We start from the raw sequence: 17,883 nt of genomic DNA, 5'->3' as shown, positions 1-17,883 counted from the left end.
GACTTTTTTTGTGGTTTTATCACAATAAGAGATAAAAAAAGAGTCTGCCGCTATCCGGCTGACTCTCCCCTCCTACGCCCACACCTCATCAAGGGTAGACTGCAAAAGCTCATTTAATTCTTGCATCAGATTGTCTTTCGGCTGATTGTAGCTTTTCACCAATTCATCAAAACGCGCCAGTTCTTGATCAATAAATGGATGGACATGAGCGAGACGGTTCTCTACATCCATTTCTTCTCCGTCCATTTTACGTTTGAGCAGTTCGTGAATTTCTGCTAACAGCGGGCCTTCCTCCACTAGCTCCTTGAGTAATTCATGAAAGTCCATTGGTGGAACTGTTCGGTAACGTTCAATCCACTGACAGGCAAGCAGCGGACGAAGCACATAGAAATACTTCTTGATTCGCACCTGCTCTCCTCGTAAATGCCGGCTCTCATTCCGCTTCGCCATATTGAGGTAATGATACATCAATGCTGCAGGGTAAAACGCTCGATCCTTTAATTCTCTCAGCCGCTTGGCTAGAGAGAAGGATTCAGCATAAATGATGTCAGAAGACAGCCATTCCATAATGGATGGATTCGATTTATTGAATAAACGCAACGCCTTTCGCAGCTCCCAGCCGCTGATATCAAGCATGTCATCAATTGGCCGTTCAATGACATCACGATGCTCTTCCATCGCCCAGTACCATTCTTTCCGGGGAACGTATAAAAAGCGAACATCATAATCACTGTCAGTTGAAGGAAATCCCCATGCCCTGCTGCCCGATTCAACGGCGAGACAAATCTTGATGTCATACGTTTCTTCGATGATTTTCAGCTCTTCCTTAATTCTTTCTCTCAAGTGTCCATCAACTCTTTCTATAGAATTCTGCATGACTTCTTCACCTTTTGGGAAAATACGAATAAGACATATATGAAAAAGGAGTTGGATCTGATGTCTATATCTCGCATTATGAAATGGATCACTGGGATTTTTGAAGCTTGCCTTGCTATCCCTGTGATCGGAGGTCTATTCGTTATCAGCAATGGCTATTCACCGCTCATGGTCATGCTTATTCTGCATATTATCACACTCGTCTTATCGAAGCGAGACCAAGGACCAATGATTGGAAGTATCATTGGCATTGTGACATCCTGCCTTGCCTGGATTCCGATTCTCGGATTCATCCTTCACATCATCACAGCCCTTGCCCTGATCGTTACAGCATTAGTACCTGATGAAAAAACAAGACAGAACACCAGTTATTAAGCTGATCGCTCCAATAGCTGAAAAAGACAAAGAGCTAAAATGAATGTCATTTTAGCTCTTTGTCATGCTCTTATGTTGATAGAAGCAAATGCTTTTGTAAAAAGGACAGCTTCTCTGTTTGAAAAGCAGGAATAAACTCGTGCCCAAAATATCGGTACACTTTCAGCTCTTTATCTGTTTCTAAATGATTGTATGCCGCAAACACGGTGGATGGCGGTGTCACTTGATCAATCAGACCGATCGCCATCAATGTTGGCTGTTTCACCCAGCCGGCTAAATTGATTAAATCAAAGTAACTTAATGTCTCAAATCCCTTTTCTTCAGCTTCAGGATCACTGTTTCTGCGAAAGTATGAATTGATTTCTAAATAAGGCTGCTCCAAGGCTACATCAACCGCACGCTCAAAATTTGATAAGTAAGGATAGTCTGCCACAACGACTTTTGGAATGTCTGAAAGGGCTGCTGCCGCAATCGCTAACGCACCCCCCTGACTTCCACCGATCACGCCGATACGGTGTTCATCTACTTCGGGGAAAGACTGAATGACTTCGAGTGCACGAACAGCATCTAGATAAACGCCTCGATAATAGTACGTATCCTTCGATAAAATGCCTTTTGTCATCCACCCTAATGCATGCCCGCCTGGCGTCACTGATGTGTCTTCACTGCCACCTTGACCACGGACAAGCATTCCAAACGTCGCATAGCCATGCAGCGCCCAGTTGACGATGTCGTGAATGCCGCCGTCATAGCTGGCATTATAGCCATGAAAACGAACGAGCGCTGGATGCGGACCAGTTTGATCAGGCACAGCATAAAAGCCTTCAATTTTAGAATGTCCAAAGCTTTGATACGTCAGGCGGTACACCTTGACGCCTTTCACTGGATAGTCATAAGATTCAAGTGTTGGCTCTGCCTCCACTTGGCGCAGTTCTTCGAGCGATTTCTTCCAAAAGTCTGAGAAATCAGGACGTGCTGTTTTCTTTGGTTTATATTTCTTTAGCTCTTCTAGTGATAAATCGAACAATTGCATATCATACTATTCCCCTTTGTTTTATTAGTTATGAGTATCATACCACTCATTTCTTGATTGAGAAAGTCATTTAACAAAACCTTCTGACATTTCTATTGGCAAAGATAGCGGAAAGCTTTATGATAAAGAAACTGGCTTGAAGACTAGATGCTTCAGGCAATATCACCCGAACCATTCATTGCATGAAACGAATAAAGGAGGACGACCGACATGAACATCGCCCTGATTCAAATGGACGTACAAATAGGAGAACCTGATGTAAACTTTCAGAAAGCAGAAGCGTTTTTAGAAGAGGCCATCCGTCAACAGCCTGATTTGATTATTCTACCTGAAATGTGGAATACCGGCTATGCGCTGGAACAAGCGGATGAGCTTGCCGATGCAGATGGCGAGCGGACAAAACAACTCTTCTCTTCCTTTGCCCGCAAGCACCAAGTGTATCTCATCGCAGGCAGTGTTTTAAATAAGAGGACAGAAGATGAAAACATCACCAATACAATGTATGTCTTTAACCGCCAAGGTGAACTTTTGTTAGATTATGATAAAATTCATTTATTCCGCTTAATGGATGAACACAACTATTTAACCGCCGGTCATCAGCTTGGTTTATTTAACTATGATGAAGATGTCAAGATTGGCACCATGATCTGCTATGACCTCCGCTTCCCTCAGCTTTCTAGGACGCTCGTGAACAAAGGGGCGAAGGTGCTTGTTAATACCGCTCAATGGCCGTCAGCAAGAGTGGACCATTGGCGCAGTCTGCTCATCGCAAGAGCCATTGAGAATCAGTCATTTGTGATTGCGGTGAACCGGACGGGCACAAGCAGAGACACTGAATTCCCTGGTCACTCCATGGTGATTGACCCGCTCGGACGCATTCTGCTTGAGACAAATGATGAAGAAGACATTTATTATGCAAACATTGATCTTCAGCTCGTAGATGAAGTGAGACAACAAATCCCCGTCATGACAGATCAGCGGCTGGATTTATATTAGAAAGCAGGGGGCTCCCTGCTTTTTGCGTTTAATTAAACGTTTGTTTAAGCTTTTCCTTGATTCTGTTGAAGGTCCATGAAGGCTTGAGCGGCTTTCGTTAAATATCTTTCTTCCACATATGCAAATACAAGAGTACGGGTTGGGCATGAATCAATGTGTAAATAAGTGACTGCTTTCCTTTCCTCTTGTGCCACCATTTTCGGCACCACTGTCACCCCTAGCTCATTTTCAACCAATGCCTGAGCTGTTTGAATATGACTCGTTTCAAATGCAATCCTCGGCCGAAAGCCATGATGACGGCACAGTTCCGTGACCACTTGCCGAAAGCCATATCCCTCTTTCAGCATAATAAATGGGGCATCTTCCAGAAGATGAAACGGGACAGACCCTTCTTGTTCCGCTTGATTGATGATTTCATTGAGTTCATCCGTCAACCACGGCTGAGCCGTTTGCGGAATGGCGAGGAGAAGCGGCTCTGTCAGCATTTGTTTTGTTTTCAATGATTCATGCTCGACAGGCAGAGAAAGAATCGCAAGATCCAGTTTCCCAGCGAGTAAACGTCTTTCTAGCTCACGAGGCGATTCTTCTATCAAATGAACGTGAACGTGCGGATACGTTTGACAATAGGTTTTTAATAAACTTGGCAATACATATCCCCCTGTGACAGCTGGCGCACCGATCAACAGTTCTTTCCCTACCTCATAAGCAGCTTCCCCCATCTCACGCAACAAATCATCTCGTTCCTTCAAAATGGTCTCTGCTCTTTTGATCAATCGGTTTCCTTGAGGTGTAGGAGTGACTTGTCCATACTTCCGAATAAACAGGGGAGTATCTAATTCTTCCTCAAGTTTTTTAATTTGCTGACTTAATGAGGGCTGTGCAATGTGAAGTTTTTCCGCTGCTTTTGTAAAGCTTTGCTGCCGGTACACTTCCATGACATATTCCATCATTCGTATATCCACTTCTCTCACCTCATAGGTTTTAACTATTCATATCATATCTTTTATGTCTTAGACAAATCACAAGAAGAACCCTACGATAAAGAAACAACAAAAAGGGGGTAAAGAAATGAATCCATATTCGAAAGCCGAGAAACAATTCTCACAAAATGCAGAGAACTACCGAGATTCACCCATCTTTGCAGCTGGAAAAGAGCTTGAATGGATGAAAACGGCGGCGAAGCCAAAGGGCGATGAGCATCTACTTGATATCGGCTGCGCGGCAGGTCATACCGTTTTTTCCTTTTCAGACGTCATCTCTAAAGGAATCGGGATTGATGTCACACACAAAATGATTGAGGTTGCTACAGCACTTGCGGATGAGCGCCAGCTGAACCACATTACGTTTGAGCAGGCATCCGCAGACGCATTGCCCTTTTCTGATGCATCATTTGATCTCGTCACATGCCGATTTGCTGCTCATCACTTCCCACATCTCCCGGCAGCCATGTCTGAAATCAGCCGAGTCTTAAAGAAAGGCGGCAAATTTCTACTTGTGGATCATTATGCACCTGAAAACCAAGCACAGGATGACTTTATTAATCATTTAAATAGACTGAGAGATCCCTCCCATGTGCGAGAAAGCTCTTTATCAGAATGGAAAGAGCTTTTCGCTGACAACCATCTGACGAAAGAAGATATCCGCTACTGGGATCTGCATATTGAATATCAGGACTGGATCATACGAGGACGTACACCAGAAAATGTTCAAAAGGAAATCGTTGCCCACCTTCATGCTGCAGACGATGAAACGAAACAGCTGTTTCAACTGCAATTCGACGAACATCGTCAGCCAACATCCTTTTGCCTAAAAGCCGCACTACTTCAAGGGATCAAACATTAAACTGATCGAAAAAGTCTACCCTAGCCGGTAGACTTTTATATTATGAATATACATTTCCACTATCTGATAGATATTACTTTTCATGTTCGTGACAAGGAGTGTTGCATGATGTTTCTATTATAAGATAATTGAACTGAGGTAGGTTAGGCTTTTTCAAAAGTGTACGTAAATCCTCTGAATAAAAAAAGAACCTACCCTCTTTAGAATAAGTTCTTCACTGCATGCATCACTTACGGTGCAATATCTTCTAATACTTTCTCTCGCGTTTCGATCATTTTAAAAGCAAGAATTGCTCCCACTACAGTCACACTTGCAAAAAGAATAAAAATAGTTGAAACACCGCTCACCTCTAAAATAAAACCTATCATAATAGGAGCGATCGCTGAGGCCAGCCTAAGCCACGCTGTAGCAAATGCCGTACCAATTACCCTCATACGGGTTGGATAGATTTCAGGTGTATATAAATAGAGAAGAACTGTAATTGTCCCCATCATTCCGTAGGCAGCGGACCCTAAATAAATAACGCTTTCTGGAGAATTCGCTCCGCTGATCCATAAAGCCGTTAATAAAGCACCTGTTACGATAAATGCAATGGTTGCCCAGCGCTTCCGTCCTACTTTATCGATTAAAAATGCACAAGCGAATACCCCTATGGTCTGTAAAATATTTGTGAGAGAGGCTGCCCTTAATGAATCTCCAACTGGCAAATTGTAAACCGTATTATAAAGACTCGGTAACCAGTTATTTAATCCATTCGATACAAAGTAGGCAGAAAACCATAGTCCCCATACGATCAATGTTCTTTTACGATAAAAAGTAGAAAAGAGCTCTTTCCAGTCGCCTTTTTCAGTGCTGCTGGATACTTGATTTGCAACAGGCATTCGTTTGTCCGTACTAGCTTCAATCTCTTCAATGATTCTTTCGGCTTCATCTAACCTGCCTTTTGAAATAAGCCATCTTGGAGATTCGCGCAACATGAAAAAGAAGACAAAGACGATCAAACCGCCAATTCCACCAATCAAGAACATCCATTTCCACCCAAAGCTAGGTACAACAAATGCACCAATTTGAGCTGAGATCATTAATCCTAATGGAAAAATCATCTCATAGAGCATAAAAAATCTCCCTCTGCCTTGGGCCCGAGACAACTCATTGATATATGAGGCCGCTACTGGCACTTCTCCTCCTACTCCAATCCCCTGTATAAAACGAAAAATAAAAAGGGCCATAAAGTTACCTGAAAATACACATGCGATACTCATAATAGACATGAGAAATACAGTCCACTTTGCACTAAATACACGGCCACGTCTTTCTGCTAACCATCCAAAGAAAATAGCACCAATCGCTTGTCCGATATAACCAGACCCAATAAGAAGACCAATTTGAGCAGGTGATAAATTCCACATGCCGATGAGAACTGGGAGAACAAACGCTAAAGATAGCGCATCAAAAGCATCAAAAAAGGTAGCAGATCCCATAATGATACGAGGTTTTAAATGCCATCTCGAAAAAGGTACACTTTCCATCCTAGTCAATAGTTGTGAAGCTCTATCAACAACTTGCTCATCATGAGAATTTGAATTTCCGCTGAGTTCTAACGTCATGATATCTCCTCCTTAATAGAGGAAATGATGCAAAAGTACATGCTGATGAGCACAAAAGAAATCGCTTACATTTTAAATGAAGAGACATTCTAAAGCGATCATATGAGTTTTCAGCATCTATCATTTCTTTTTTGGCGTTCCCGTGGTGCCACGATCTACATAGTACATCGGGAAGATATGTTCCATCTTCTCTAACTGTTCTCCTTCTACTAACTGCGTTAGTAAAGAAACCGCTTTTCTTCCCATTCCAACTAAATCAACATGAACAGAAGATAAAGAAGGGGTTAGAAAACTTGCAATGGGCACATCATCAGCACCAACGACAGACAAATCATGAGGTATTGACACATTTGCGATATCTGCCGCTTTCATGACCCCTATCGCCAAAAAATCTGAAGAGCAAACAACTCCAGTCATGTGCTGGTTTCCTTGGAGAAATTGAGAAACCACTTCTACTACTTTTCCCCCATCAAATTCATCTAACTCAAACACAAGCTCTTTGTTCATTGTTAATCCTAAACTTTTCAGTGTACGCTCATACCCCTTGTAATACCTCACACTATGCATCGAACTCATTGGACCATTGACCAGTCCAATGGTTCGATGACCTTTATCAAATAAGGCCGTGACAGATTGGCACACACCTTCCTCATCATCTGGCCTGACACATGGAAATGGAGAATCCTCTAAGTAACTTCCGACAACGATAATGGGGATAGCTAAACTTTTTAACCAATCCATGCTCAATTCTTCATTTCTTGGAGAAAATAAAATGGCACCATCTACAGCCTGCGTTTCAAGTAATCGCTGCTGCTGTACAGATGTAAATGACATCAACATATTGAATTCAGTCTCATCTAATTCCTTCGCTATCCCATCTAAAATCGTCGAAAAAAATGGATTATTCAAAATATATGAACCACGCGGAACCACGACAGCAATATTGCCAGTCTTTCTTTTAACGAGCCCTCTAGCTCCTAAATTAGGACGATAGCCTAATTCATCAATCACTTGTTTAATTCTTTCAGCCGTTTGAGCACCTACTCCTGGTTTGCCACTTAATACTCGTGAAACAGAAGCGATAGACACTCCAGCTTTCAATGCGACATCTTTAATACTTACTGACACATTTCATACCTCCGGGAGTCTGTTGTTTTATACTCTATTATAACCTGACTCACCTTCATCATGAAATCAATGGTCTGTTATTTACTAACGTTTTCCTTAAGTAAACCAACACTTTGAAGGCCCTGACGAATCTCTTCTTTTTCCTTATGAGTTAAAGGTAATACTGGCTTCCTCGCAAGCGAACTGCTGATCAAACCTCGCTGGAACATCGCTTCCTTCATTCGCAGATGAGAGGTAGAGGAAGGTTCATCCATTTTATACACAGCATGCTTTAATTCAAAGATTCTATCGTACACTTTATTAGCCGCTACAAGGTCTTGTTCTTCCACACATTTCACAAGCTCAGCAATCAAATCTGGTACAAAACAGCCGAAACCTACAAGCGCCCCATCAATTCCTTGAACTAATGTTGGCAATAAATATTCATCGTGACATGTGAGCAATGATACATCTGGTGCATGCTTTTTCAGTGCGCGCACATCGACTTCATATTGCGCCATGTCTCTTTGACCGATTTTAAATGAGACAACGTTTGGAATCTCCGACATTTCTAATAATTGACTGGTTGTATAAGAGGTTTTTGTCCATGTTGGATATTGATGAACGATGATTGAAATGTCAATTGCTTCTGCAACATCTTTAAAGAATTGTACAGGTGACTCAGGCTGCATACCGAATCTCAGCCATGAATGTGGCGGCATAAGAAGAATACCTTCTCCACCAGCTTCCTCCACTGCTTTTGCATGCTGGATCGCTTCAATTGTCCCTTCAGCTGAAACCCCAGAAATGACAGGAATTTCTCCCTTTAATTCGTCGGCTGCAATACGCACAGCTTCAGCTCGTTCATGTGGCAGCAAAGTCATAATCTCGCCAGTATGTCCATTGACAACGATCCCATTAATCCCTTCGTGCCCCGCCACCCAGCGAACAAGCTTACGAAAAGCAGGTTCATCAATTGAATAGTCATCTTTAAAAGGAATTAAGACTGCCGGGAATACACCGCTCCATTTTTCTTTATTTTTCATCAACAAATTCCTCCCCATCCGTTATAGTAAACGTTTACGGTAAGCGTTTACGTTAATAATCATAGAATGATATAACCGAAGGTGTCAACCAGATTTTTAAAAATTATAATAATTCAAAAAACTATTATTGGAATTTAGATACTATTTTATTTTTTCAAAAAAAGAAAATGAGAGATATATGTCGTTTCCCGCATCAATCAAAAACCTCATCATCTTGACTTAGTTGTAGTCTAATCACCACTTTTTTCAAATGGCTAGACACACCACATAAAGGATGCATGCATTTTGATATAATGACGAAGAAAAAAACATCTTTTCTTCTTTTTTTCATCCATCATCCAACTTAGACTGTCATTTCTTTGACTACTCCTGATCTAATAGAAAAAGTCTACCCCTTAGGATAGACTTTTTTATTTCGAATATAGATCCCAGCCAAGCTTGAGTGTGTCGACAATATAATTGGCGACTTCTTCAGCTTCTAGATGATCTGTTTCCACTCTTGAGTTATGAAGGGAATAAATTTCCCGGCGCTCTTCAAACAGCTCTTTCATCTCGTCAAGCGTGCGGTTATGAAGAACAGGACGGTTTTCAATTAAAATATCCAGCCGCTGTTTCCAATTCTCCCAAGATAGGTCAAGGAAAAGAACCGTACAATGCTTTAAGCAAGATCGTTTGATTTCTTCCTGTTTAAACGCACCGCCTCCAAGAGACACGATCTTTAGCTGAGTATGTTCACATAAATCGACGATATAGTCCTTTTCAGCCTGTCTGAAGAACGCTTCTCCTTTTTGCTGAAACATTTCTGGAATCGTCATGTTGTACTTTTTCTCAATCTCCTGATCAACATCAATAAAATCTCTATATAACTTTTTGGCAACGAGCTGCCCAATGGTTGTTTTCCCAACGCCCATAAAGCCAATGAGGACAATATTTCGCTGTCTCACAGGAATCTCTCTATTGTTTTTCATGTTCGTGACACGTCCTCCTTACGACAAGGAATGCTACATAATGTTTCTATTATATGATAAATGGACTGAGAAAAGATAGGCATTCTTAAAAATTGTGTTTGACGACGTAACCGAGCTGTTCGGAGAGCTTCTCGGCATGCTCTTTCACTTTTTGCTGCAATTGAGGGATGACATCTTCAGTAAATCGTTGGGTCGGTCCAGATATGGATAAACATGCCTGCACCTCCCCATGAATGTTAAAGATCGGTGCCGCCACTGCCGCCGATCCGACTTCCCGTTCATCAATACTGCAAGCGGTATGCGTTTCAAGAATATGACGACATTCTTTTTGCCATTGCTCCATCGTCATGTGATCAGCCTCAGATGCAAAAACTTGCTGTTGAAACTCTTCGCTTTGGAAAGCAAGCAGCACCTTTCCACCAGCACCAGCGTATAACGGCAGCTTCTCACCTATTTTCACAAGATGCCGAATCGATTGCAGCCCTTCGGCTTGTTCAATACATACCCTGCTTTTGTGATCGAGCACATACAGGTTGACGGTTTCCTTCGTTTCATCACGAAGTGTGTACATGAGCGGTTTTGCCAGTTCCCTCAATTTGATGGACTTCCCAGCAATATAACCGAGAAGATAAAGTCTTTGACCGAGCCGGTACTTCATTGTCTCTTGGTTCTTTTCTACAAAATGATTCATTTCAAGTGCCTTAAGCAGTCTCGTTGTGGTAGACATTGCTAAGTTCATCTCTTTTGATATGTCCGTTAGCGTCAGCTCTTGACGTTCTTCGCTAAAGCAAGAAAGAATATCCAAAGCGCGCTGAACGGTACGCAATCCTGATTCTTCTTTTGACTTTTTATCAGCCATGTTCACTTTCTCCTTTTCCCCTTTGATTTCTTATCGACATGATTAACCAATTTTGCTATAATCCATTTTAAATGTTCCATTAAAAGAAAACAAATTCCACTGTACGGAATAAAACCGATAGATGTTTTGATGGAGGAGATATCATGATCTACCTGCTCATTTTCACACTTCTTATTAGCTTATACATCGTTCATCAACTATTCCCTGCTCCCATTCTCTCCTATTTGGTTGGTCTGCTGGCGGCTGCTTCGCTCACCATTTCCTTTAAGAAGGCAAGTGGGCTTTATTTGAAAACGGGTGCTATGTTTCTCTTGATTGGATTGGTGTTATTTTTCTGGTCAGAACAGCCTTTGCATACGCTTTTTCTTCATTTTCATTCCATGCTAGGCTTGCTTTCTTTATTTTTCATGTTGCCATTTATTCATTCTCTCATACATGTTGGACATTTCGATACTCAATTAAATAAACTGCTTACTTTACATACAACGAGTACAAATCAGCTTTATCGCAAGAGTTCATTTGTCACTCATGTTCTTGGCATGTTTTTAAATATCGCAACGATTCCCTTATTATATACATCCTTGAAACCATCGCTGAACGCCCTTCAGGAACAAGTCAAACAGCACCTTTATACGCGCAATCTTTTAAGGTCATATGCGCTATGTCTTAGCTGGAGTCCTGTCGAAGTACTGGTGAGTGTCACCATTGATGCAACCAAATTGAAATATTATCAGATTGCACCCGTTACCTTTTGTTTAATGGTGCTTGTGCTGTTGACGGATTGGTTGCTGTTTTCTCGTCAAAGCAAACGAATGCCGCATATCATCCAGCCGGCAGAAGCTCATTCCACCCCTCATCGCATCAAGAGAAAAACCCTTCAGCTTGCTTTCATGCTGCTCAGTTTTATGACAGTCGTTTCGCTTGTTGACGCCTGGATTGGGAAAGGTTATCTGTTCGCTGTTGTGCTAACGATTATTCCTTTCGCTCTATTATTCTCGTCTATCATCAAAAAACGAAAACAATATGTAGCCGTCTCTATTCCCCATTGGAAAGAACGGACCCGCCAGCTCTCCAATTATATGTGTCTATTTTTAAGCGCAGGCTTCTTTGTCGATATGCTGCTTGTCACAAACAGCCTGCAGCCGATTCAAGCATTTATCGTCAGTATATCAGATCATGCCATTTGGGTTTATGGGGTCATCGGGCTGTATTTTCTCATCACCGCTCTTTGCGGTTTTCACCCGCTCGTTTCGCTTGCTCTATTAGTGAGCTTGATGGCATCTGTCATTCATGAACTGCCTGCCCTTCCCATCGCCATCATGTTCATTATCGCCGGAACCTCAACGGTCATGTTTAGCCCATATAATGTATCTGTCTCCCTATTAGCCGATTTGATGAAGGTCAACCCTTACCGAATCACTCGATGGAATATCTGTTTTGCTGGTTTTTATATCAGCATGGGGATCGCATGTGCAACGATCATCACCGTCATCTTTTATTCATAGAAAAAGAGAACCCAATGAGTTCTCTTTTTCTTGCTCTCTATTATTTTAATTGAATCCGTTCAATCTTACCTACAATAAAGATATACGACAACGCTCCGCCTAATGCCACTAGGCTGACGAATAAAATACCGCCGTTGTAAGAGCCTGTCGCCGATACGATGAATCCGATAATCAGCGGGGTGATGATGCCGGATAAGTTAGCAAAAAAGTTAAATACGCCGCCAGCCAGACCGACCATTTCTCGTGGTGCCACCTCAGACAGCATGGTCCAGGAGATATTAGACAGTCCTTGTGCAAAGGAAGCGATGGATAAAATGGTCAGCACAAGCGGGATATTCGTTGTAAAATTCGCTAAAACAATGGTACTTGTCAGAAGCAAGCCGACCACAACCGGCAGCTTTCTCGCTATATTGACCGATACACCCTTTTTAAGCAGCCAGTCAGACACATATCCTCCAAACAGCACCCCAAAGAATGCAGCAATGTATGGCAGAGATGCCGCAAAACCCACTTTGAGAAAGGCCATATTTTTCGCCTCTGCTAAATAGGTCGGAAACCATGTTAAAAAGAAAAAGAGGGTAGACGCAACAGAAAATTGACCAATATAGAGTCCAATCAATTTACGATATTTCAAAAGTGCGGCAAAGTCTGCCCATTTCAGTTTCTCCTGTGATGCCACTGTCAGCCCTTCGCCTTGACGGATCAATTCTAGCTCATCTTCATTGATCTTTGGATGCTCTTTCGGTTCGTGATAATACTTGTACCAAAAGAAAGCAAATATAATACCGAGCGCACCTGCAGTGATAAAGACGGTTCTCCAATCGAAAGTTGTCATAATCCAAAAAAGAAGAGGTGTCGCAAATGCAAGCCCCACATACTCTCCAGCGGTATAAACCCCTGTTGCAAATGCGCGTTCCCGCCTTGGAAACCATGTGGTCACAATGCGGTTATTCGCAGGAAATGCGGGAGATTCTGTAATTCCGATAAACAAGCGGCAGCCAAATAAGAAGGCAAAGCTGTTCGCAAACGCCTGTAAACCGGTGAAAATAGACCAAGTCACAAGTGATATTCCATACGTTACCTTTGATCCAAACTTATCAAGAATAAAGCCGCCAGGGATCTGCATGGCTGTATAGGTCCAGCTAAATGCTGAAAAGATGAGGCCTAATAAGGCAGGGTTTAATTGCAATGAAGACTGAATCGCAGGTGCAACAATGGATACACTGGCTCGATCAATATAGTTAATAGCGGTAATAAAAAACAACAGAATCAAGATGCCGAAACGAGCTTTTGTTGGTTTCGCATAAGCAGGCCGCAAGTCGTTCCCCTTCAGTTCTGAATGCACTTTCATAACCATCCTCCTTTGTTTCCGCAGCGTGCGGATCGGTTGAGTGTCTTAAATGACCCCTTTTTCTTCTAACTGTTTACACTCTTCTTCTGTGAAGCCAAGCATTTTCGTTAAAATTTCATAATTATGTTCACCTAAATCAGGCGCAATATGGCGGATACTACCGGGGGTTTTTTCAAACTTCGGAATGATCCCAGGCACCTTCACTTTTCCAAGTCTCGGGTGATGCACCTCGACAATATTTTCTCGTGCTTTAAATTGCGGATGCTCAAAGATATCCCGAATGCTTAGAATCGGACTCACAGGCACACCATGTGTATCTAGAATGTCTAAGACGTCATCTCTTGTTTTGGACGCAATCCACTGCGAGACGATCGCATCCATTTCATCGTTATGCTTCAGCCTGGCTGCATTCACAGAGAATTTCTCGTTCTCTAGTAAATCTAAGCGATTCATCGCCTCTGCCAATCGATTAAAGGTCGAATCTGTACTTGTCACAAGAACCAAATAATGCCCATCCTTTGTCTCATAGGTGCCGGCAGGGCTTGAATGACCGCTTAACCCTGGTGAACGCTCACGCACCTTCCCTAGCTTGTCATATTCAGCAACCAAAAACTCTAACATGCGGAACACAGATTCATAGAGAGCCAAATCCACCATTTGCCCAGTTCCTTCTGAATGTGTGTCACGGTAATACATCGCTGTCACAGTGGCAAACGCCACATAGATTCCTGCGATATAATCCGTAAGGGAAAAGGAAGGGCTGACTGGATGCCGATCTGGAAACCCTTGAATATATGTAAAGCCGCTAAACGCCGTCGCAGGTGTACCAAATCCCGCCTTGTCCTTAAATGGACCGGTTTGCCCATAACCCGAAACACGAATCATAATTAAACGAGGGTTGATTTCTTTTAATACATCGTACCCAACGTCCCATTTTTCAAGTGTTCCCGGACGAAAATTTTCAATGATCACATCAACCTGCGCTGCAAGCTTTTTAAAAATGTCTTTTGCTTCTTCTTTGTGCAAATCGAGTGTAAGAGATTTCTTATTCCTTGAAAGCCCTGACCACCTCAAAGGTTCACCATCTGCAAAAGGACCAACATGCCGCAGTGTATCCCCTTTTCCAGGAATCTCGACTTTAATGACCTCTGCACCAAAATCCCCTAGAAGCACCGCGCCGTATGGTGCAGCAATCATCGTAGAAACATCTAATATTTTGATTCCTTCAAGCGGTGTATTCTTATTCATTGCTTGACTCCCTTTCATTCAATTGATAAAGGGCTAAAATGCTTTCTATTTTAGCCCCTTTTCTTCTTTCTCTCGTGCAAGGTTTTTTTAGTCCTTCGGAAGCTGCCCTTGCGGTGTATAGAGCCAAATCAGCCATAAAGGTTCGTCCCCTGTGTTCACATGCTGATGTGAGACACCATCTGGAATAAACATAAAGTCATTTTGTTTAAATGATTGTCTTTCTCCATCGCAAATGACTTCGCCAGACCCTTTAATCACATAATCAAATTCCTCTGAACCCGGGTGATTGTGTACCGAGCTTGCTTCGCCCGGCTCAAAAATAGTGAGACCTGCCATCATATGCTCTGACCCTACGGTATCTGGTGTGATCGTTTGAAACACCTTCCGAATCATTTTTTCTTCTGGATGATCTAAACCTAACCATAATGGATGACCGTCTTGAAATGGATTTAATACTTTAATTTTCATTGTTGATTCCTCCCTAGTCATGTTTAGTTCACACTGACATGTGAACGTTTTGTATTTGGTGAATAAATATCATTAATGTTCCAATGTCCATCAGTAGGCACAGGATCATTTTTCATCGCTACATCAATGACACATGGCTCCTGAGAAGCGATTGCTTCAGCCAAAGCTTCTTTGAATTCAGAAGCCGCCGTAATTTTGATCCCCTTCATCCCATAACCTCTTGCAATGGCTGCAAAATCAGGCGAATAGCTTTCTCCATCTTTTCTAAAAACAGTGCCGTAAGTCGTTTCATAGTGTGCCATTTGCAAGCCGGCGATCGTCCCAAACGCACTGTTGTTCATCACAATCCACACGACAGGAATGTTTTCTTCCATGGCTGTTGCGAGAACAGATGGATTTTGACCGAAACCGCCGTCCCCGACAAGTGATACAACGACACGGTCAGGCTGGGCAACCTTTGCTCCAAGTGCAGCAGGAGCGCCAAATCCCATCGTCGCAAAACCACCTGGGGTTAAAATAGTGCCTGGCGTGTATACAGGAAATTGCTGTCCGACCCCATTTTTATTCCAGCCAACATCGGTTGTAATGAAGGCATCAGGTGGCAATACTTCCCGCACTTCCTGCAAAATACGCTGTGGTTTCATTGGGAAAGACTCGTCTTGAATATTCGTCAAATTGCTCTTCTGAAATTCCTCACGATATGCCGCAATGTCCTTTTTCAATTGAGGGCGATCCAGACCTTCTGGCAGCCTTTCTTTCGCCACACGATTAAGTACAGTCAGCGCCTGCTTGAGATCTGCTACTGCTCCAATTTCCACAGGATAATTTCGGCCAATTTCATTCGGATCAATGTCAATATGGATGAGCTTGGTTGATTGGAAATTGAACGTATACTCCGATTCCCACGAACTCGCATCTGCTTCAGCAAAACGGGTGCCTAATGCCAATATATAATCCGCTGCTTTACACTGATCATTGATAAATTTCGTCCCCCAAAACCCTGTCATGCCAAGGGTCATTGGATGATCATCTGGCATCGCCCCTTTCCCCATCAAAGAATGGGCAACAGGGATACTCAAATGATCAGAAAATGCCTTTAACTCTTCTGCTGCATCGGCTAGTAAAATGCCTCCCCCTACATATAAAAGCGGTTTGTCTGCCTGCAGCAATCGATCTATTATCCGATTCGCTGTTTGATCATCAATAGATGGTTTTTCAACGGTGTGTGTATGATGAGCGATTTGTTCAAATAACGACACATCTAAGTCTTTTGAAAACACATCCATCGGAACTGAAATCAGGACTGGCCCAGGGCGGCCGCTTTCAGCTAACTGAAACGCTTTTGATAAAATTTCTGGAAATAATTCTGGAATGTCGACTCGCCATGCTCTTTTCACAAACGGGCGATAAATTTCGTATTGAGAAGCATCGGAATGAAGATTGATTTCTTGGTGTGGGTGCTTTCCGTAGTAATGACTTGGAACATCTCCTGCAATGACAACCATTGGAATGGAATCGAGTGCGGCATTCGCTACGCCTGTTGCCGCATTGGTGAGTCCAGGACCTAAGTGACTGAGCACAACAGCCGTCTGTTTCTTCGCTCGTGCATAACCGTCTGCTGCATGCGCCGCTATCTGTTCATGTCTGACATTCACAAATTGAATACGGCTTTTTTCTAGCGCTGATAAAAAAGCAATATTCGTATGACCGCACAGACCGAAGATATGCTCAACTCCTCGATTTTCTAAATACTGAATGACCTGTGTAGATATATTCTTCTTCATGTTTCTCTCCTCTCACGGTGCAGCTATGAATCTGCTACTCACTGATTCTTTGAAAACACAATCGATAGAACGGTATTCAAATCCTGTATCGCAACTTGTCCAGGTGCGGAGCTTTCTTTCCCTACAGCAAAGGTCATGACAGACCCAAAGAGTCCACCTACCATTCTTGTGAAGGCGCCGTATTCCCCCATCGCCATCGAAATAACGGGGATGGACAGATGCTTTTTCGCCTTGCCAGTCGCAGAGAGCAGTGTCAGTGCATCCTCATAGGAATGCGGCATGACGGCGATCTTTGCAATGTCGGCACCGACCGATTCTGCATTGGTGAATAGTTCCACGAGCCGATCCGCCTCCGGGGTACGCTGGAAATCGTGGTACGACACAATCAAGATGACCCCGTTTCTCTTAGCCGCCTGACTGACTTGCTGGATATGCGAGACATCATGCATTAATTCAAAATCAACGGCAGCCACAAGCTGAGTGGCACAAAGCTCGACAAGCAGGGAAACCTTTTCATCCTCTGAGAGTGAGATGCGTTCGCCGCCCTCTTTTTCAGAACGAATGGTGAATAAAAATGGGATGTTATCTGCCTTTTCGATCATCCCTTTCAGGGTGGCGATGACTTGTTCCTTGTCATTGAGGTGATTGAAAAAATCCGCTCGCCACTCTATCACATCAGGCTTCTTCTCAGCTAACACCTCAACTTCAAGAAACAATTCTTCCTTTGTTTGTCCAATGAGCGGCGTACAAATCATCGGCTGACCGCCTGTCTGCGCACTCTTTACCTTTTGCTGAAAGTCATTCACGTCCATCTGCCC

17 protein-coding genes are annotated in these 17,883 nt (G+C 42.9%); 4 read left to right on the top strand and 13 right to left on the bottom strand.

Annotation, left to right across the window (positions count from 1 at the left end; genetic code table 11):
* Window positions 1-72: 72 nt before the first annotated feature.
* Complete coding sequence (locus ACNO7B_RS01805; protein ID WP_417901075.1) at window positions 73-876, bottom strand: nucleotidyltransferase domain-containing protein; 804 nt, start codon at window positions 874-876, stop codon at window positions 73-75.
* A 60-nt stretch (window positions 877-936) separates the two neighbouring features.
* Between ACNO7B_RS01805 and ACNO7B_RS01800 the strand changes: the two genes are divergently transcribed.
* A complete protein-coding gene (locus ACNO7B_RS01800) occupies window positions 937-1,251 on the top strand; it encodes a hypothetical protein (protein ID WP_008342068.1) in 315 nt (104 codons plus the stop codon).
* 70 nt (window positions 1,252-1,321) lie between these two features.
* Here ACNO7B_RS01800 and ACNO7B_RS01795 read toward each other — a convergent pair whose 3' ends face one another.
* Complete coding sequence (locus ACNO7B_RS01795) at window positions 1,322-2,284, bottom strand: acetylxylan esterase (RefSeq protein ID WP_008342070.1); 963 nt, start codon at window positions 2,282-2,284, stop codon at window positions 1,322-1,324.
* Window positions 2,285-2,494: 210 nt separating this feature from the next.
* Between ACNO7B_RS01795 and ACNO7B_RS01790 the strand changes: the two genes are divergently transcribed.
* Window positions 2,495-3,280 (top strand): carbon-nitrogen family hydrolase, encoded by a 786-nt coding sequence (locus ACNO7B_RS01790; protein ID WP_058336341.1) that lies wholly within the window; start codon window positions 2,495-2,497, stop codon window positions 3,278-3,280.
* A gap of 44 nt (window positions 3,281-3,324) precedes the next feature.
* Here the strand turns inward: ACNO7B_RS01790 and ACNO7B_RS01785 are convergent, their stop codons facing one another.
* Window positions 3,325-4,230, bottom strand: coding sequence for a LysR family transcriptional regulator (locus ACNO7B_RS01785; RefSeq protein ID WP_065459808.1), 906 nt, complete (start codon window positions 4,228-4,230; stop codon window positions 3,325-3,327).
* Window positions 4,231-4,348: 118 nt separating this feature from the next.
* On the opposite strand from ACNO7B_RS01785, the gene ACNO7B_RS01780 reads away from it, so the two are divergent.
* Entirely contained in the window at window positions 4,349-5,122 is a 774-nt protein-coding gene (locus ACNO7B_RS01780; RefSeq protein WP_065459805.1) for a class I SAM-dependent methyltransferase, read from the top strand.
* A gap of 230 nt (window positions 5,123-5,352) precedes the next feature.
* On the opposite strand, the gene ACNO7B_RS01775 is transcribed toward ACNO7B_RS01780, so the two are convergent.
* The 5 genes from ACNO7B_RS01775 to ACNO7B_RS01755 form a co-directional block, all read right to left on the bottom strand.
* The gene (locus ACNO7B_RS01775; RefSeq protein WP_065459802.1) at window positions 5,353-6,729 is read right to left on the bottom strand and encodes an MFS transporter; all 1,377 of its coding nucleotides are present in this window, start codon (window positions 6,727-6,729) and stop codon (window positions 5,353-5,355) included.
* Window positions 6,730-6,849: 120 nt separating this feature from the next.
* Window positions 6,850-7,857, bottom strand: coding sequence for a LacI family DNA-binding transcriptional regulator (locus tag ACNO7B_RS01770; RefSeq protein ID WP_017358562.1), 1,008 nt, complete (start codon window positions 7,855-7,857; stop codon window positions 6,850-6,852).
* Between the two features lie 77 nt (window positions 7,858-7,934).
* On the bottom strand, window positions 7,935-8,882 hold the full coding sequence (locus ACNO7B_RS01765) for a dihydrodipicolinate synthase family protein (RefSeq protein WP_217816199.1): 948 nt from the start codon (window positions 8,880-8,882) through the stop codon (window positions 7,935-7,937).
* 410 nt (window positions 8,883-9,292) lie between these two features.
* On the bottom strand, window positions 9,293-9,850 hold the full coding sequence (locus ACNO7B_RS01760) for a shikimate kinase (RefSeq protein WP_007498270.1): 558 nt from the start codon (window positions 9,848-9,850) through the stop codon (window positions 9,293-9,295).
* Between the two features lie 85 nt (window positions 9,851-9,935).
* A complete protein-coding gene (locus tag ACNO7B_RS01755; RefSeq protein ID WP_079920407.1) occupies window positions 9,936-10,709 on the bottom strand; it encodes an IclR family transcriptional regulator in 774 nt (257 codons plus the stop codon).
* 143 nt (window positions 10,710-10,852) lie between these two features.
* Here ACNO7B_RS01755 and ACNO7B_RS01750 point away from each other — a divergent pair, with 143 nt between their 5' ends.
* A complete protein-coding gene (locus ACNO7B_RS01750; protein ID WP_417901074.1) occupies window positions 10,853-12,214 on the top strand; it encodes a hypothetical protein in 1,362 nt (453 codons plus the stop codon).
* 40 nt (window positions 12,215-12,254) lie between these two features.
* On the opposite strand, the gene ACNO7B_RS01745 is transcribed toward ACNO7B_RS01750, so the two are convergent.
* The 5 genes from ACNO7B_RS01745 to aroD form a co-directional block, all read right to left on the bottom strand.
* Window positions 12,255-13,565 carry an MFS transporter gene (locus ACNO7B_RS01745; protein WP_052320677.1) on the bottom strand — a complete coding sequence of 437 codons (1,311 nt, stop codon included), beginning with the start codon at window positions 13,563-13,565 and terminating at the stop codon, window positions 12,255-12,257.
* A 45-nt stretch (window positions 13,566-13,610) separates the two neighbouring features.
* Window positions 13,611-14,813 (bottom strand): CaiB/BaiF CoA transferase family protein, encoded by a 1,203-nt coding sequence (locus ACNO7B_RS01740; protein ID WP_035390514.1) that lies wholly within the window; start codon window positions 14,811-14,813, stop codon window positions 13,611-13,613.
* A gap of 87 nt (window positions 14,814-14,900) precedes the next feature.
* Window positions 14,901-15,281, bottom strand: coding sequence for a cupin domain-containing protein (locus ACNO7B_RS01735; protein ID WP_008342095.1), 381 nt, complete (start codon window positions 15,279-15,281; stop codon window positions 14,901-14,903).
* Window positions 15,282-15,304: 23 nt separating this feature from the next.
* Entirely contained in the window at window positions 15,305-17,065 is a 1,761-nt protein-coding gene (locus ACNO7B_RS01730; protein WP_065459796.1) for a thiamine pyrophosphate-binding protein, read from the bottom strand.
* Between the two features lie 38 nt (window positions 17,066-17,103).
* Window positions 17,104-17,877, bottom strand: coding sequence for a type I 3-dehydroquinate dehydratase (gene aroD, locus ACNO7B_RS01725; RefSeq protein ID WP_417901073.1), 774 nt, complete (start codon window positions 17,875-17,877; stop codon window positions 17,104-17,106).
* Window positions 17,878-17,883: the final 6 nt, after the last annotated feature.

The sequence above is a fragment of the Bacillus sp. AK25 genome, assembly GCF_048270685.1.
Taxonomy (GTDB): domain Bacteria; phylum Bacillota; class Bacilli; order Bacillales; family Bacillaceae; genus Bacillus; species Bacillus altitudinis.
Note: the sequence above shows the minus strand (reverse complement) of the source record. Positions and strands in the feature narration are given on the sequence as shown.

Coding starts and splice junctions, on each gene's coding strand:
- ACNO7B_RS01805 (WP_417901075.1), bottom strand. CDS start 876: ATGCAGAATTCTATAGAAAGAGTTGATGGACACTTGAGAGAAAGAATT.
- ACNO7B_RS01800 (WP_008342068.1), top strand. CDS start 937: ATGTCTATATCTCGCATTATGAAATGGATCACTGGGATTTTTGAAGCT.
- ACNO7B_RS01795 (WP_008342070.1), bottom strand. CDS start 2,284: ATGCAATTGTTCGATTTATCACTAGAAGAGCTAAAGAAATATAAACCA.
- ACNO7B_RS01790 (WP_058336341.1), top strand. CDS start 2,495: ATGAACATCGCCCTGATTCAAATGGACGTACAAATAGGAGAACCTGAT.
- ACNO7B_RS01785 (WP_065459808.1), bottom strand. CDS start 4,230: ATGATGGAATATGTCATGGAAGTGTACCGGCAGCAAAGCTTTACAAAA.
- ACNO7B_RS01780 (WP_065459805.1), top strand. CDS start 4,349: ATGAATCCATATTCGAAAGCCGAGAAACAATTCTCACAAAATGCAGAG.
- ACNO7B_RS01775 (WP_065459802.1), bottom strand. CDS start 6,729: ATGACGTTAGAACTCAGCGGAAATTCAAATTCTCATGATGAGCAAGTT.
- ACNO7B_RS01765 (WP_217816199.1), bottom strand. CDS start 8,882: ATGAAAAATAAAGAAAAATGGAGCGGTGTATTCCCGGCAGTCTTAATT.
- ACNO7B_RS01760 (WP_007498270.1), bottom strand. CDS start 9,850: ATGAAAAACAATAGAGAGATTCCTGTGAGACAGCGAAATATTGTCCTC.
- ACNO7B_RS01755 (WP_079920407.1), bottom strand. CDS start 10,709: ATGGCTGATAAAAAGTCAAAAGAAGAATCAGGATTGCGTACCGTTCAG.
- ACNO7B_RS01750 (WP_417901074.1), top strand. CDS start 10,853: ATGATCTACCTGCTCATTTTCACACTTCTTATTAGCTTATACATCGTT.
- ACNO7B_RS01745 (WP_052320677.1), bottom strand. CDS start 13,565: ATGAAAGTGCATTCAGAACTGAAGGGGAACGACTTGCGGCCTGCTTAT.
- ACNO7B_RS01740 (WP_035390514.1), bottom strand. CDS start 14,813: ATGAATAAGAATACACCGCTTGAAGGAATCAAAATATTAGATGTTTCT.
- ACNO7B_RS01735 (WP_008342095.1), bottom strand. CDS start 15,281: ATGAAAATTAAAGTATTAAATCCATTTCAAGACGGTCATCCATTATGG.
- ACNO7B_RS01730 (WP_065459796.1), bottom strand. CDS start 17,065: ATGAAGAAGAATATATCTACACAGGTCATTCAGTATTTAGAAAATCGA.
- aroD (WP_417901073.1), bottom strand. CDS start 17,877: ATGGACGTGAATGACTTTCAGCAAAAGGTAAAGAGTGCGCAGACAGGC.